The sequence below is a fragment of the Pseudomonas sp. SDO5591_S426 genome (assembly GCF_054070755.1).
Window position 1 is genome coordinate 51843 of record NZ_JBSVXD010000011.1, and the last position, 15042, is coordinate 66884.

Genomic DNA, 15042 nt, shown 5'->3' on the forward strand with positions numbered 1-15042 from the left:
GCACCAGTAAAGAATCCGTAGCAAGGCGTTGAGCCCGCAGAAAGATCACTTATTCTCCCGGCTCACCTTTCGCTAAGAGATCAACATGGCCAGTTCAGAGTTGGGGATCATGATCATTTCAATGATCGGGTTGTTCGGCTTTGCCTCGTTTGCATTTGAATACTTGAGCGCCCGCCGCTCGAAAAAGAACAAACTGCCGTAATGATTCGGGCGGTCAAGAAAAGGGACAGATGACTCTCAAGGCCATCTGTCCCTTTTTTACATCAGCGCGTTGCCACCAAAAACAAACGTGGGAACGGCAGCAGCACCGAACCATCGCTGAGCGCCGGATAAGCCTTTTCGATAGCCGCCTGATACTGCTTCAGATACTGCGCGCGTTCAGCCTCATTCAGCGGTTCGAGAAACGGTCGCAAACCGCTGCCCTTGAACCACTCGACTACGCCCGAGGCACCGCCCGCCAGCGGATGATGATAAGTAGTGCGCCACACATCGACGCGGGAGCAGCAGGCTTTCAGTATCGAGTAGTAGCCGCTGGCACTTTCCATGTCAGTTCGCTGGCCAGCGGCGCCCGCCAGTTTGCCTGCCCACGGTCCATCAGCGGCGACTTCGCGCATCAAGCGATGTGAAGGTTCGTTGAGATTGTCCGGCATCTGAATTGCCAGGCTGCCACCGGGCGCAAGTTTGTTCACCAGCGAAGGCAGCAACGTGGCGTGATCAGGCACCCACTGCAATACCGCGTTGGCGAAAATCACATCGAACGGACCGTTGTCCTTCCAGGTGTCGATATCCGCGATATCAAACTGCACATTCGGCAGGCGCTTGCGTGCGGCCTCGATCATGTCGGTCGAACTGTCCAACCCGCGCACCGTAGCACCGGAAAAACGCTCCACCAGCAATTCGGTGGAATTACCCGGACCACAACCGATATCGACGGCCGAGCGCACGTCCCCGGCGGGAATCGCCGCCAGCAGGTCACGGGCTGGACGGGTGCGTTCATCTTCAAAAGCGACGTATTGTTTGGCGGACCAACTCATTGCGTTCTCCTGTCGGTGTGTTGTCCTCGGGTCGCTACGATACCGCGTTGAACATCATCAAAGGTTTCAGAAAACCGGTTGTTCAGTCATATCGAATTTTCGCCTTGCCGCCACTGTCTGAAATTCAAGCGCCCTCTCATAAGGAACACGGCCATGAAATTCGCAAAAGTCGCGCAGAAACTCGCCCTGTGGGCCGGCAGCCCCACCACCTTCATGGGCGCGATCATTCTGATTTTCTTGTGGGCGGTGAGTGGGCCGTTTTTTGGTTACAACGACACTTGGCAGCTGGTCATCAATACCTCGACCACCATCATCACATTCCTGATGGTGTTCCTGATCCAGAACACGCAGAACCGCGACACGGACATTTTGCATTTGAAGGTTGATGAGTTGTTGCGGGTGACGAAGGAAGCGCAGAACGCGATGCTCGGGCTTGAGGCGTTGGACCTCAAGGAGCTGGAGGCACTGAGAAAGCAGTATCGAACTCTTGGCGAGGGCCAGACCGTTTCCCTGGACGGCACCGTCGTCCAGGAAAATGGCAAGCAAGATCTGAATAAATGCTGATCAGCGGCTAGCGACTGGCCTGCAGCGCCCTGGCCATCTGCAGATGATTTTGCAGTTTGGGCAGGGTTTCTTCGGCGAACGCTTTGATTTGCGGCACGTCGGTGGTTTGTGCCGTTTGCTCAAGCTGCTCGATGGCTTCCTGAGTGTTTTTCACCTGGCTCGCCGCATAGGCTTCGTCGAACGTCGTGCCTTCCATAACTTCTGGCATCAAGGTCTTGGCCTTTTCCACCACTTCCTCACGCGGCGCCACCGGCAGATCCAGTTGCTTGGCGATTTTCGCCAGGTGCTGGTTGGCGGTGGTGCGGTCGTTGATTACGACGATGGTGTAATCCTTGACCTCTTTGGATTCGGACTTCTGATGCGCCAGGCGACTGGCTTCGATTTCGGCCACCCCTTTGGCCGACGCATCGTTGATGAATTCGGTGGGTGTCTGGGCGAAGGCACTGTTGGCAATCAGTCCCAGTAACACGGCAAAACCGCTGTTGCGTAATCGGGTGGCCATGCGGTTCATGGTCGCGCCCTCCTCTTCAAATTCAAACGGGAGCTTTCGCCCCCGCTTCTCAATCAAAACTACCTTCATCCATCACTTCGATTTCTGTGCGGGCTTGCGGCCCATATCGGGTTTAGGCTCTTTATCGACAGTCGTGGTGGTGGTTTTCCCACCTTTGCGACCGGCTTCAGACGCCTTCGTTCGATCGTTGGCGAAGTTTCCCGAGTTCGAGTTTCTTGAGTTAGGCATGATTCTCTACCTCTTGGTAATGATCGCGGCGAGCTTGAGCCCGCATAGAATCTGAATTTTCGCGCACCAAAAGGTTTAGAAAACCTGAAATCGCCACGACGAACGGTGGCGATTTTTTCAGACGAGCCGCAGGTGATGCTCACGCTTGGCGGTGTACATCGCTTCGTCGGCGTGACGGAACAGCTGTTTTTCTTCCGTGCCGTGTTCGGGGTATTGGGCCACGCCGATGCTTGGCTGGATATGCAGGCTGTGACCATCCAGGCGCAGCGGTGCGGCCAGCACCTGGCGGATTTTGCCGGCCACGCAGTCGGCATCGCCTGAGGCATGGATGCTGTGCAACAACACCACAAACTCGTCACCGCCAATGCGCGCCACGGTGTCGGTTTCGCGCACGCAGCCCTTGAGCCGATTGGCCACGGTTTGCAGCAACATGTCGCCCACCGCATGGCCGTGGGTGTCGTTGACTTGCTTGAAGCGGTCGAGATCGACATACAGCAGCGCCATGCGTCCGCAATCTGCGCGGGCCGCATCTATGGCTATCTTCAGCCGGTCACGCAGCAATTCGCGGTTAGGCAATTGGGTCAACTGGTCGTACTGGGCCATGCGTTGCAGTCGCGCGTGCAATTGTTTGCGCTCGATCGCCGTCGCAACCTGGGCGCAGACGTACTGCAACAGCTCTTTATCCTGTTCGGTGTAGCGCTCACCACCCGGAATGCTTTTGACGATCAGTGCGCCGATGGTGCCGTTTTGCGAATTCAGCGGCACGCCGAGCCAGCAAGGCGAGTTCTGCCCGGTCACCAGCACTTCGAAGCCCTCGGGTGGATTTTCCTGGTCCGGGGTCAGTAGGATCGGCAGGCCGGTACGGATGACCTCAGCGCACAGTCGCCCGGTGATCGTGCCTGGCTGTTCGGGTTCTGGCTCGTGGTCGTCGACGTGATAGGGGAAATTCAGCTGCGCGCAGTGTTCGTCATACAACGCCACGGAAAAATTCAGCGCCGGCAACCACTCGCCGATGATCAGGTGGATGCGTTTGAACAGCGCCAGCAAATCCTCCGCCGCATGCGCCGCTTCGGAAATCGCATACAACGCCGCTTGCCGGGACTCGGCCTGCTTGCGCTCGGTGATGTCGCGGGCGACGGCGATGCGTAGCTGATCGACCTCAGACCAGCGCGCTGACCAGAGAATGTGCACCACCTGGCCATCCTTGCGCAGGTAGCGGTTCTCGAAATTGAGTTTGGGCTCACCGCCCATGATCTCGCGTGCGGCATCGAGGGTGCGCTGGCGATCGGCCGGGTGCACCAGATCGATCATTTGCTGGCCGATCAATTCGTCAGGGCTGTAGCCGAAAATGCGCTCACAGGCTGCGCTGACAAAAACGAAGCGACCTTGTTTGTCGACCGCGCAAACGGCGTCCAGCAAGAGGTCGATGTAGCTCGCCAACGGAGCGGAATTTCTGGTGGTCATGGTGCCGAGCGAATGTCCGAACAATGCAGCAAACAAAAAACCATCCCTGACCAATAACACGTGTGCAACTGATGCAGCCCTGCGATCAGCGTCAAGCCTTGTTCGTCACCAGCCCCGGCAGCGCATGGGCCAAAGCATTGATGGCGAAACCGATGAACATCACCCCGCACAACCGGGTAATCGCCAGTTCGTGGCGTTGGTACAAGGTGCGCACCCGGCGCGCCCCGACAATGCCGATGAGGATAGCGTAGGCGAAAAGGCCACCGACGAAGCTCAGGAAGATCAGCCATGGCAGCATCGACCAGGTCAGCAATTCGGCGCGGCTCGACAACAATGCCGTGAACGTGGCCACGGCCACCGGGTACGCCTTGGGATTGGTCAAGCCGAACAGAATGCCGTGCCAAAACGGCTGACGCGCCGGACCTTGCGGCGCCTCGGCAGCGTTGCGACGCGCCCGCACTGCGCGCCAGCCGAGCCAGAACAGATAGAGCCCGCTCAGCACGCCCAGCACGTCAAACGCGGTGCTGCCGATTTCCCGCGCACCGACAATCGCCACCAGCGCGGTGCTGCACCAGATCACATCGCCCAGCAAATGCCCACAAAGAAACCCCGCCCCCGCCCGTCGCCCATGCGCCGCACCAATGCCAAACACGGCCAGCACGCCCGGTCCCGGGGTGATGCCATAGATGAATCCCGAAGCGAGCACGGCCATCAGCAGCGAGGGGGTCATGGGAAGTCCTTTTGAACTGTTTGGTGAATGGTCGCCAGTCTATATCAGGTCTTTGGTTGCCGACTGACTGATCGTCGAAGAACTTCATCCCCGCCATACATCGCAAGCTTTGATAGAACTCCATGTTGTGGTTCAGGTTGGTGAATGCGTATGGTTGAGACCCGTTAGCAATTTGATTACCTCAAGGGTATGTTCTGAGCCGACCACGTACTGAGTGCAAACCAAATGGAAAGCTCTAAAACCAAAGATCTCAACGATCTGTTTCCTACATCTGGCATACGGTGCGGCCCCTCAGGTCAGGAGGCGTTGCTAATCGATGAAATCCAGAAAGCATTGAGTGAGGCGAATAATGGTGACTTCGCAAGCACTGATGAAGTGAGAGCGGTCGTGAACAAGTGGATTACCAATATCAGTTAACTTGCGCGATCCCCTCGGCAATCCGCTCATTCAACCAATTCAACGCCTGATCCCCGCCCCGCCGCTTGTGCCACACCAATACAAAGGTAAACGACGGAATTTCAAACGGCGGCGGTACGACGACCAACGTTGACGTGTCGATGTCGCGCAATGTGCGGGAGGCGACGGTGAGGATCAGGTCGGTGCCGCTGATGAATTCCGGGGCGACGCGCCAGTGCGGCAGGCTGACGGCGACGCGGCGGCGTTCGCGCAGGCTGGTCAGGGCGCGCTCGATTTCCGGGGTGCCGCTGCCGCGCATTTCCAGCAGGACGTGGGGGCGACTCAAATAAGTCGGCAGATCGAGGATGCCGTTTGCGGGCAGGCTGTTGCGATCCACAAGGCAGGCATAGTGCTCTTCGAACAGTGGGGTGCTGCGTAATTCGTTGGGGATTTCTGGAAATACGGCGGCGGCGATGTCGATATCACCGTTGAGTACGCCGTCGAGCATGCCTTCGCGGCTGGCGTGGCTGATTTGCAGGTCGATGCCGGGGGCTTCGCGGCGCAGCGTGCGGATCAGTCCCGGCAAGACCATGGCGGCGCCGTAATCGGACATCGCCAGGCGAAAGGTGCGCTTGGCGGTGGCCGGATCGAAGGCGTTGGGCGCCAGCAGCGATTGCACCTGGGCCAGGGCTTCGGCCAGAGGCGCCATCAGTTCCAGCGCTCGCGACGTCGGCACAAGGCTGGCACCGGAGCGCACCAGCAGCGGATCACCCAGCAAATCGCGCAACCGCGCCAACGCATGGCTGACCGCCGGTTGACTCAGGTGCAAACGTTCACCGGCACGGGTGACGTGTTGCTCGCTGAGCAAGGCGTCGAGGATCACCAGCAGGTTGAGGTCGATGCGGCGCAGATCATTCATCTGATGCATGTTCTGAATAGCAAAACGGAATTTAAATCTGCGCGACGAATACTCTAGAGTCCAGCAAAACCTGTTGGAGAAATGATCATGAGTACGTTGCATTGGGCCGGCCTGTTGCTGCTGGCCGCGTTCGCCGGGGCGGTGGTGCCGTTTCAGAGTGCGATCAACGTCAATCTCGGGCGCGGCTTGGGTCATCCGTTGTGGGCGACATTGGCATCGTTGGTCGTGAGTATTCTGGTGTTGTTGCCGATCATGCTGGCGCTGCGTTTGCCGCTGCCTTCGCTGGCGTTTATCAGTAAGGCGCCATTGTGGATGTGGGCGGGTGGCGCGTTTGGGGTGTGTTTTATTTCGCTCGCGCTGGTGTTGTTGCCCAAGCTCGGCGCTTCGGGGTTCATGGCTTTGGCGCTGGCGGGGCAAGTGGTGGCGTCGCTGTTGCTCGATCACTTTGGCTGGTTTGGGCTGGTGGAGCGGCAGGTGACATTGCCCAAGCTGTTTGGGGCGGTGTTGTTGATTGGCGGGGTGGTGTTGATTCAGTTTGGTGGGGCGGCGGGGAAAGCAGTGGTAGCGACTTCTTGAAGATCAAAGGATCGCAGGCTGCGCCAGCTCCTACAGGGATGCGTGGTCCCTGTAGGCGCTGGCGTAACTTGCGAACTTTTAGAACTTGTCGAGGGTGCGCAACTTCTGCGGCAGTCCCCACATCAAAAGCGCCACGGCGATCAGCGCGCAGACACCAATGACATACAGCGCCGGAGTTGTGCTGCCGGTCAGATCCTTGATCCGGCCGACCATGACCGGGCTGACGATGCCGCCGAACTGGCCCAGGGTGTTGATCACCGCAATCCCGCCCGCGGCCCCCGCGCCGGCACCGGCCAGCAGTTTCGGCGGCAGGGTCCAGAAGCTCGGGATGGAGGCGATGATCCCGGCGCCGAGCAGGCCCAGCGCGACAATCAGGAACGTCGTGTGGTTGGCGAAGATCCCCGCGCAGAAGAAGCCGATGGCCCCCACGGCGACCAGTCCGGCGACAAACTTGCGGCGTTCGCCGGAAGCATCGGACAGGCGCCCGATCACCACCATGCTGATGGCGCCGCATATGTACGGAATGGCAGTCAGCAGACCGATCATCACCGGGCTCTCGGTGCCCGCGCTGCGAATCAGTTGCGGCGCCCAGAAGTTCAAGCCGTAAGACGCCACCTGAATCAGGAAGTAGATCAGGCCGAGGGTCAGGAAGCCCGGAATCCGCAGCGCCGCGAGCAGCGAGCCGCCGCTCTTGTGTGGTTCATGGTGAGCGATGCGGCTGGCCAGCAGCGTTTTCTCCGACGGCGTCAGCCAATGGGCGTCTTCGATGCGATCCTTGAGCAACGTCAGCACCAGCAAACCGAGGCCGATGCACGGCACGCCACCAAGCAGGAACAACCAGTGCCAGCCGCGCATGTCCATGAAACCGTCGAGGTGTTGCAGCACCAGACCGGAGAACGGCGCGCCGACCAGACCGGCGAAGGCCGAGGACAGAAACAGCATCGAGGTGATGCGGCCGCGATAGTGCTGCGGGAACCACAGCGTCAGGTAATACAGCACGCCGGGGGCGAAACCGGCTTCCATCGCACCGATCACGAAGCGCAGGGTGTAGAACTGCCATTCGCTGTTGACGAAGACCATCAGTGCGGTCGCAAGGCCCCAGGACATCATGATCCGGGCGATCCAGCGACGGGCGCCGACCTTGTACAGCATCATGTTGCTCGGCACTTCGAAAATCACGTAACCGACCACGAACAACCCGGCGCCGAGGCCGTAGGCGGTGTCGCTCAGGCTCAGGTCAGTCTGCAACTGGAACTTGGCGAAGCTGATGTTGATGCGATCGAAAAACGCGAACAGGTAGCAGACCATGATCAGCGGCATCAGGCGCCAGGCGACCTTGCTGACCAGGGCTTTTTCTTCATCGTGGCTAACGGCCGGGCTCACGCCGGCCTCCAAAGCATTCAGGCTCATTGTGGTTCTCCAGGCGGACTTCCCTTGGGGTGTCCGATTGTTTTTGTTGTCTGGTTTAGAGGCGATTTTCTGTTGGAGCCGAGCTTGCTCGCGATAGCGGTGCATCAGTCGCCATCTGTGTCGAATGTGATGCCGTCATCGCGAGCAAGCTCGGCTCCTACAGGGGAATGTGGTGGGTCAGGAGGGCACGGGGTGCAGGTCGCAGTTGGGCCCGGCCTTGGCCAGTTGGCCGGGCACTTCGTGGCCCAGCAGCGCCGGCAATCCTCGGGAAAGCTTGAGCAGCAACGGCAGATCGATACCGGTTGCAATGCCGACTTCATCGCACAGGTTCACCAGGTCTTCAGTGCAGATGTTGCCCGACGCACCCGGCGCAAACGGACAACCGCCGAGCCCGCCGAGCGCCGCGTCGAAACGCCGGGCGCCAGCCTCGTAGGCCGCCAGTACATTGCACAGGCCAAGGCCTCGGGTGTTGTGGAAATGCAGGGTCAAATCCGCTGGCGACACCCGCTGCAACACTCGTCGCACCAAGCGGTCGACCTGACGCGGATTGGCCATGCCGGTGGTGTCGGCCAGGGTGATGCCCTGGATGCCGAGTTCCTGATAGGCCTCGACGATTTGCAACACGCGGTCCTCATCAATCTTGCCTTCGAACGGGCAGCCGAATGTGGTGGCGATGCTGGCGTTGAGTCGCACCTTGGAGCCGTGCACGAAATGCACAATCTCACCGAACGCGGCGAGCGAATCTTCGCAGCGCATGCGCATGTTCGCCAGGTTGTGCGTCTGGCTGGCGGACATCACCAGGTTCAGTTCATCGGCACTGCACGCCAACGCCCGTTGCGCACCCTTGAGGTTGGGGATCAACGCGACGTAGATCACCCCCGGTTGCCGGGCGATCCCCTTGAACACCAGCTCACCATCGCGCAACGCCGGAATGGCCTTGGGCGACACGAATGAACCGGCTTCGATGCGGCTGAATCCAGCCAGCGACAGTTGATCGATCAGGGCGATTTTGTCGCCGGTTTCAACCCAGGTCGGCTCGATCTGCAAGCCGTCGCGCGGGGAGACTTCCTGAACGATCAGGCGCTCGGAATAATCAGTTATCATTGCACCACTCCTTCAACTTTCAGGCGTTCGATGTCTGCTGCGGTCAGGCCCAATTGCGCGAGGACACTGTCTGTGTGCTGGCCCAAACCGGGACCAGACCAGTTCACGCCGCCGGGGGTTTCCGAGAGTTTCGGCACGATGCCCGGCATCTTCACTGTGGCGCCGCCCGGGAGCTCTGCGTTAAGGAGCATGTCCCGCGCTTGATAGTGCGGATCGGCGACGATATCGGCCACCGAATAGATGCGCCCGGCCGGGACTTCGGCGGCTTCCAGCGCGGCCAGAACGTCGTCGATTGGCAGGCTGCTGGTCCAGTGGGTGATGGCCGCGTCGAGCAATCCGCTCTTGGCTGCACGCCCGTCGTTATGGGCGAACTCAGGCGCGTCGGCCAGATCGCGGCGGCCGATTGTTTCCATCAGGCGCTTGTAGATCGGGTCGCTGTTGCCGGCGATCACCACGTAGGCGCCATCGGCTGTCAGATAGGTATTGGACGGCGCGATGCCCGGCAAGGCGCCACCGCTACGTTCACGCACATGGCCGAGCATGTCGTACTCGGGCACCAGGCTTTCCATGACGTTGAACACGCTTTCGGCCAGCGACACATCGACGATTTGCCCACCACCCTGCCCGGTCTTGACCCGCAGCAGCGACATCAGCGCACCGATCACCGCGTGCAGCGACGCCAGCGAATCACCGAGGCTGACACCCACCCGCGCCGGCGGCGAACCGGGGGTGCCGGTGGTGTAGCGAATCCCGCCCATGGCCTCGCCGATGGCACCGAAACCCGGACGATCACGGTACGGGCCAGTCTGGCCATAACCGGAAATCCGCACCAGCGTCAGGTTGGGGTTGAGGGCATGCAGCACGTCCCAGCCGAGGCCGAGTTTTTCCAGGGCACCGGGGCGCAGGTTTTCGATCAGCACATCGGCGCTGGTCGCCAGTTGCTTGACCAGTTCGATGCCTTCGGGGGATTTCAGATTCAGTGCCAGGGATTTTTTGTTGCGCGATTGCAGGTACCACCACAACGAAGTGCCTTCGTGCAGCTTGCGCCATTTGCGCAGAGGATCGCCCTGGCCCATGGCTTCGATCTTGATCACTTCGGCGCCGAACTCGGCAAGCATGCGCGCGGCAAATGGCGCGGCGATCAGCGTGCCGATCTCGATCACTTTGATTGCACTCAGGGGGGCAGTCATCGCGGGGTACCTCTAGTTGTTCTTGGAATTGATGCCAAGGCTAGAGGACCGGGGGCAAAGGAATCCAACCTTCAGTTGGCAACGGCCGTTCGCGAAATGCGAACGCCCGCGGAGATCGTGGGACCTTCAGGCGGCCATCGCGGGCAAGCCCGCTCCCACAGGGAGCTTCGGTGTTCACCCAATTTGTGCTTCACATTGCCCACTGTGGGAGCGGGCTTGCCCGCGATGGGGCCCATGCTACCAGCCGGGATCTTCAGGTCGACCCACGCAAATGCTCAAACAACATCCGGCTCACCGGCGACAGCAGCGCTTCATCGCGCACCACCACAATCAAGGCGCGATCCGACCAGTCGTCGGTCAACGGCACCGCCGTCAGTCCCAGTGCCCGACCAAACAATTCATAAGCCCGCTGCGGCAGAACGCCGATGCCCATATTGGCCTGGACCATGCGGCACATGGCATCGAATCCCGGCACATGGATGCGCACCCGCAGCACTTTGCCGGCCTCGCGCGCCGCCGCGTGGGTGCGCATGTTGATCGAACTGGCGGCGTGCAGGCCGACGTAATCGCTGGCCAGCGTATCGGCGAAGGCCACGCTCGAATGGCCGGCCAGTGGATGATACGGCGGCATCAACACCACCAGTTTGTCCTGACGGTACAACACGCTGCGCAGTCCTTTGATGTCGCTGTCGACGGAACAGATCCCGAGATCCGCCACGCCATCCAGAACCCCCTGAATCACCCCGGCGCTGGGCCGTTCTTCGAGGTCGGTCTTGACCTGCGGATGACGCTCGGAAAAATCCCGCAAGTCTTCCGGCAAGAACTGAATGATCGCTGACAGGTTGGCGAGCATCCGCACATAACCGCGCACGCCGTGGCTGTGCTCGCCCAGCTCCAGGCCCATTTTCTCGACGTTGAACAGCATCTGCCGCGCGTGGTGCAGCAAGGTTTCGCCGGCCGGCGTCAGCGTCATGCCCTTGGCCTGTCGCACGAACAGGCTGATGCCCAGCGCTTCCTCCAGCTCCATCAAACGCTTGCTCGCCGCCGACACGGCAATCGCTTCGCGCGCGGCTGCACGAGTCAGGGTGCCCTCTTCGTGGACGGCGACAAACAGTTGCAGGGTGATCAGGTCGAGGCGGCGGATCAGGCTTTTTTGCAGCATGGGGGGCTCGAGGGCGTGGCGTTCATCTGAGTCGGCAGGATAGCCCTATTCAAGCCTGGGCTGCCAAAGCAAATGGACCACAACATCACCAGGCAACGCCCTACACATAAATCTCTCGTAACACTCAAGCGTTCCGGAATCAGCCGATTCAAAGTCCTGCACGCGCCACGTAAAGTCTGGAAATACACACGGACAGTTACATCACTCAAGGACGGATTCATCCCAATGGACCAGACAGCATTTGCGGCAAATACCTTCACCAACTATCGAAAACTGATCTCGCTGGCAGATCATGACTGGGAAACCGCCGAAGCCGGAAAGATCGCCGGGCTCAATGTCGAGATCAAGAGCGCGAACCGAATGGTTGACCAATACGGACGTGCGTTTCATCACTTCTGTACCACGTCCTATCTGGGTCTGGATCATCACCCTGCCCTGCTTCAGGGGGCCATGACCACGTTATGGGAAACCGGTACTTTGCGAGTCGCCAACTCAAAGAATCGTTGCAAACTGGCGATTCTCGAACAGTACGAAGCCGAGCTCTCGGCATTGTTCGGCGCCCATTGCCTGAGCACCTTGTCGTGCAGTGCAGCGAGCGCCGGACTGCTACCGTTGCTGGCCAGTGGCGTGTTCACGGAAAATCGTCCGCCCCTGATGGTCTTTGACCGGATGGCGCATTACTCGATGAACCATCTCAAGGCCGCTTGTGCCGATGAAACCAAGGTTGTGACCTGCCCGCACAACGACATGGATTTTCTGGAGACGCAATGCCGGCAACACCCGACGGTTGCGTACGTCGCCGATGGCGCCTACAGCATGGGGGGCGTCGCGGACCTGGACAGTCTTTTGTATTTGAAGAACCGCTACGGGCTGTTTCTCTACATGGACGATTCCCATGCGCTGTCCGCCATAGGTAAATTCGGCGTTGGTCTGGTACGTCCCAGGCTCCAGTCGTTGGACGATAACTGCCTGATCGTTGCATCGTTGGCGAAATCTTTTGGTGCCAGCGGTGGTGTGGTAATGCTGGGCAGTGAACGACAAAAGAAGCTGATTCAGCGCTACGGCGGCCCAAGTAATTGGTCACAAAGTCTGAACAGTGCGGCCATTGGCGCGGGCAGAGCCTCTATCGTCTTGCATCGCACGCAAGAATTTATCGCGTTGCAGGAAAAGCTTCAGGCCAACATCCAGCTCTTTGACAGCCTCATTCAAACCGACCAGCGCCAAAGCAACATGGCAATTCGCTTGGTGCCCTGCGGGCAAGCAACGTTGGCGAACCGTATTGCCATTAAACTGGCCGATCTCGGTTTCTTTACCTCGGCTGTTTTCTTTCCGGTGGTTGCGCAAGGCAATGCCGCCATCAGAATCACCCTGCGGGCCGATATGGAACCCATGCTGATTCGCCATTTTTGTGGACTCATCGCCGAGCTGCTGCATGCTCACGGTCGGGATGTCTGCCGCTGATCCCAAGGACGATTCAATGAAGAGCACCACCACCCTCCTCGTCACCTGCAGCACAGTGTTTCTCGCTCAATTGGGCATGAGCATTTACCTGCCGGCATTGCCCGACATTGCACGTGAACTGACTGTCGACGCTTCGCTGGTTTCATGGGGGTTGGCGGTGTATCTGATCGGCATGGCCCTGCCAATGTTGTTCTGGGGCAGCCTGGCCCAGCGTATCGGCCGCAAACCGGTGTTGCTGGCGGCATTGGGTATTTACGGTCTGGGAAATCTCGCGTTGCCCCTGGGCTCGACACTGGAGTCTTTTCTGGTCCTGCGCCTGCTTCAGGGAATCGGGGCCAGCGGCATTTCGGTGATGGCCCGGGTTTTGATCCGCGACAGCTTCAGCGGTGACCTGCTGGCCAGGGCGTTGTCCTGGCTATCGATTTCCTTTGTGGTGGCACTGGGTATCGGCCAGTACCTGGGGTCGATCATTCAAGTGGCATTGGGCTGGCCGGCAATTTTCTACTGGTTGGGAGGCGTCAGTCTCACGATGGCGGTGGTCGTGGCGCGGATCACTTTTGCGACCCGCGTGGAGGAAAATGCCCGGTCAGCCACCTGGCCCAGCTACTGGCAGATTCTTCGCCATCGGGACTTTCTGTTGCCGGCGCTGGCCGGGGGCTTGGGCTACGGGGTAATCATTGCCTTCAACACTGCTGCACCGGTGATTCTGCAAGGACCGTTCAACTGGTCACCCGTAGAGTACGGATTGTTGGGATGGCCCATCAGCGCGGCGTACTTTCTGGGGGCGCTGGGGGTCAACGGTCTGGTACTTCGCACTGGTCGACTTTGGCTTATGACAGTGGGTGTCGGACTGGTGCTGGCCGGAACCGCCGTGATGTTGCTGGGAAGCATAGCGGCCACCTCCATAGCGATTCTGTTCTGGTTGCCTTATTGCTTTGCCGTGCTCGGCCAGTCACTCAACTATCCCATCAGCCTGTCTTTGGCCAACGATGGCGCGCCGGTTGGCGGTGCCTATGCGATGGCGCTGAGCGGTTTCATCCATCAACTAATGGCTGCCGCCATCGGCGCGATGGCGAGTTTGATCGCCGGTCCGCAGGCATGGCCCTTGGCGCTGGTCTGCACCTTGCTGGCCTTGGGGGCGATGATCTGCGTGATGCTGACCAGGCTCCCCACCCGAGCGTGATAAAGTCGCCGCCCATCAGCCCCTTTTTGCCGTGAGTCGAACAACGCAATGACCGATTTCCAGGATGTCGATGCCCAACTTGAAGACTGGAACGCCCTGCGTACGAGCGCCGCGTTCGGTGGCCTGCTGGTGGGCAACGGCGCCAGCCGCGCGGTGTGGGACGATTTCGGCTACGACTCGCTGTTCGAAAATGCCCGCACCGTTGAAGAAAAACCGCTGAGCCCCTCGGAGCTGAGTGTGTTCGAGGCGATGCAGAGCCGCAGTTTCGAACAAGTGCTGAGCGCGCTGAAAACCACCAGCCGGGTCAACAAGGCCCTGGCCGTCAGTTCCGCCGCGCCGCGCAATCGTTACTACGCGATCAAGGAAGCGCTGATCAATACCGTGCATGCGGTGCACATCCCCTGGCGGTTGGTCGTGCCTTCGACGCTGGCGACGATCAATCAGGAGTTGGCCAGCTATCGCACGGTGTTCACCACCAATTACGACTTGATCAATTACTGGGCGCTGCAGCACCAGCCCGAGTCGATCACCGATCTGTTCCAGGGTGCCCAACCCGCCTTCGACCTGAGCGCCACTGGCACCGACAAAACCCGTTTGCTGTACCTGCACGGCGGTCTGCATCTGGTGCGCAATCAGGACGGCACGGCGCGCAAGCTGATGTCGACCGAGGGCACGTTGCTCGGTAATTTCGCCATCAACAACACGATCAAGACCCTCGACGACGTGCCGTTGTTCGTCAACGAAGGGCCGAGTGCGGACAAGCTCAAGACCATTCGCAGTTCGGATTATCTGTCGTTCTGCTACCAGCAGTTACTCGGCCATGCTGATGGTTTGTGCATTTTCGGGCATGCGCTGGGTGAGCAGGACAGTCACATCATCCATGCCTTGCGCCTGGCGAAACCGGCAGTGGTGGCGATCTCGATTTATCCGCGCAGCAAGGCGTTCATCCAGCATCAGAAGCGGCATTACGCGAAGGTGTTTGAGGGGACCGGGGTTGAGCTGCGGTTTTTTGATTCGAAGACGCATGCGTTGGGTAGTTCGAAGCTGACGGTTCCAGTCGAGGTTTAGAAGATCAAAAGATCGCAGCCTTCGGCAGCTCCTACACCGATC

At 59.6% G+C, this 15042-nt stretch carries 15 protein-coding genes; 5 read left to right on the plus strand and 10 right to left on the minus strand.

The genetic code is table 11. The features are described from left to right. Positions 1-263: 263 nt before the first annotated feature. Complete coding sequence (gene tam, locus ACW9JC_RS04515) at positions 264-1034, minus strand: trans-aconitate 2-methyltransferase (RefSeq protein ID WP_457453842.1); 771 nt, start codon at positions 1032-1034, stop codon at positions 264-266. A 153-nt stretch (positions 1035-1187) separates the two neighbouring features. Between tam and ACW9JC_RS04520 the strand changes: the two genes are divergently transcribed. Then, positions 1188-1598, plus strand: a complete 411-nt coding sequence (locus ACW9JC_RS04520) for a low affinity iron permease family protein (RefSeq protein ID WP_416127955.1) — start codon at positions 1188-1190, stop codon at positions 1596-1598. 7 nt (positions 1599-1605) lie between these two features. On the opposite strand, the gene ACW9JC_RS04525 is transcribed toward ACW9JC_RS04520, so the two are convergent. The 5 genes from ACW9JC_RS04525 to ACW9JC_RS04545 form a co-directional block, all read right to left on the minus strand. Next, positions 1606-2109: a DUF4142 domain-containing protein gene (locus ACW9JC_RS04525; protein WP_457453844.1), complete on the minus strand. Its 504-nt coding sequence runs from the start codon at positions 2107-2109 to the stop codon at positions 1606-1608. Positions 2110-2181: 72 nt separating this feature from the next. Beyond that, on the minus strand, positions 2182-2337 hold the full coding sequence (locus ACW9JC_RS04530; protein WP_007911485.1) for a KGG domain-containing protein: 156 nt from the start codon (positions 2335-2337) through the stop codon (positions 2182-2184). A gap of 117 nt (positions 2338-2454) precedes the next feature. Next, positions 2455-3801 (minus strand): diguanylate cyclase domain-containing protein, encoded by a 1347-nt coding sequence (locus ACW9JC_RS04535; protein ID WP_457453845.1) that lies wholly within the window; start codon positions 3799-3801, stop codon positions 2455-2457. A gap of 91 nt (positions 3802-3892) precedes the next feature. Further along, on the minus strand, positions 3893-4531 hold the full coding sequence (locus ACW9JC_RS04540; RefSeq protein WP_416127959.1) for a LysE family translocator: 639 nt from the start codon (positions 4529-4531) through the stop codon (positions 3893-3895). Between the two features lie 409 nt (positions 4532-4940). Then, positions 4941-5855: a LysR family transcriptional regulator gene (locus ACW9JC_RS04545; RefSeq protein ID WP_457453847.1), complete on the minus strand. Its 915-nt coding sequence runs from the start codon at positions 5853-5855 to the stop codon at positions 4941-4943. Between the two features lie 78 nt (positions 5856-5933). Between ACW9JC_RS04545 and ACW9JC_RS04550 the strand changes: the two genes are divergently transcribed. After that, positions 5934-6422 carry a DMT family transporter gene (locus ACW9JC_RS04550; RefSeq protein ID WP_457453849.1) on the plus strand — a complete coding sequence of 163 codons (489 nt, stop codon included), beginning with the start codon at positions 5934-5936 and terminating at the stop codon, positions 6420-6422. A gap of 78 nt (positions 6423-6500) precedes the next feature. Here ACW9JC_RS04550 and ACW9JC_RS04555 read toward each other — a convergent pair whose 3' ends face one another. The 4 genes from ACW9JC_RS04555 to ACW9JC_RS04570 all read right to left on the minus strand — a co-directional run bounded on the left by ACW9JC_RS04555 (position 6501) and on the right by ACW9JC_RS04570 (position 11288). After that, a complete protein-coding gene (locus ACW9JC_RS04555; protein ID WP_338585184.1) occupies positions 6501-7832 on the minus strand; it encodes an MFS transporter in 1332 nt (443 codons plus the stop codon). A gap of 177 nt (positions 7833-8009) precedes the next feature. After that, positions 8010-8936, minus strand: a complete 927-nt coding sequence (locus tag ACW9JC_RS04560; protein WP_457453850.1) for a hydroxymethylglutaryl-CoA lyase — start codon at positions 8934-8936, stop codon at positions 8010-8012. Further along, positions 8933-10126 (minus strand): CaiB/BaiF CoA transferase family protein, encoded by a 1194-nt coding sequence (locus ACW9JC_RS04565; protein ID WP_338585181.1) that lies wholly within the window; start codon positions 10124-10126, stop codon positions 8933-8935. Before ACW9JC_RS04565 ends, ACW9JC_RS04560 begins: the two co-directional genes overlap by 4 nt. Before the next feature lie 253 nt (positions 10127-10379). Beyond that, the gene (locus ACW9JC_RS04570; protein WP_457453852.1) at positions 10380-11288 is read right to left on the minus strand and encodes a LysR family transcriptional regulator; all 909 of its coding nucleotides are present in this window, start codon (positions 11286-11288) and stop codon (positions 10380-10382) included. A gap of 225 nt (positions 11289-11513) precedes the next feature. Between ACW9JC_RS04570 and ACW9JC_RS04575 the strand changes: the two genes are divergently transcribed. From ACW9JC_RS04575 to ACW9JC_RS04585, 3 genes are read left to right on the plus strand one after another with little or no spacing between them, the layout of a single operon-like run. Continuing rightward, on the plus strand, positions 11514-12749 hold the full coding sequence (locus ACW9JC_RS04575; RefSeq protein ID WP_457453854.1) for an aminotransferase class I/II-fold pyridoxal phosphate-dependent enzyme: 1236 nt from the start codon (positions 11514-11516) through the stop codon (positions 12747-12749). 16 nt (positions 12750-12765) lie between these two features. Continuing rightward, complete coding sequence (locus ACW9JC_RS04580; protein ID WP_457453856.1) at positions 12766-13932, plus strand: MFS transporter; 1167 nt, start codon at positions 12766-12768, stop codon at positions 13930-13932. A gap of 48 nt (positions 13933-13980) precedes the next feature. Continuing rightward, the gene (locus ACW9JC_RS04585; RefSeq protein WP_457453857.1) at positions 13981-15000 is read left to right on the plus strand and encodes a DUF4917 family protein; all 1020 of its coding nucleotides are present in this window, start codon (positions 13981-13983) and stop codon (positions 14998-15000) included. Positions 15001-15042 lie beyond the last annotated feature (42 nt).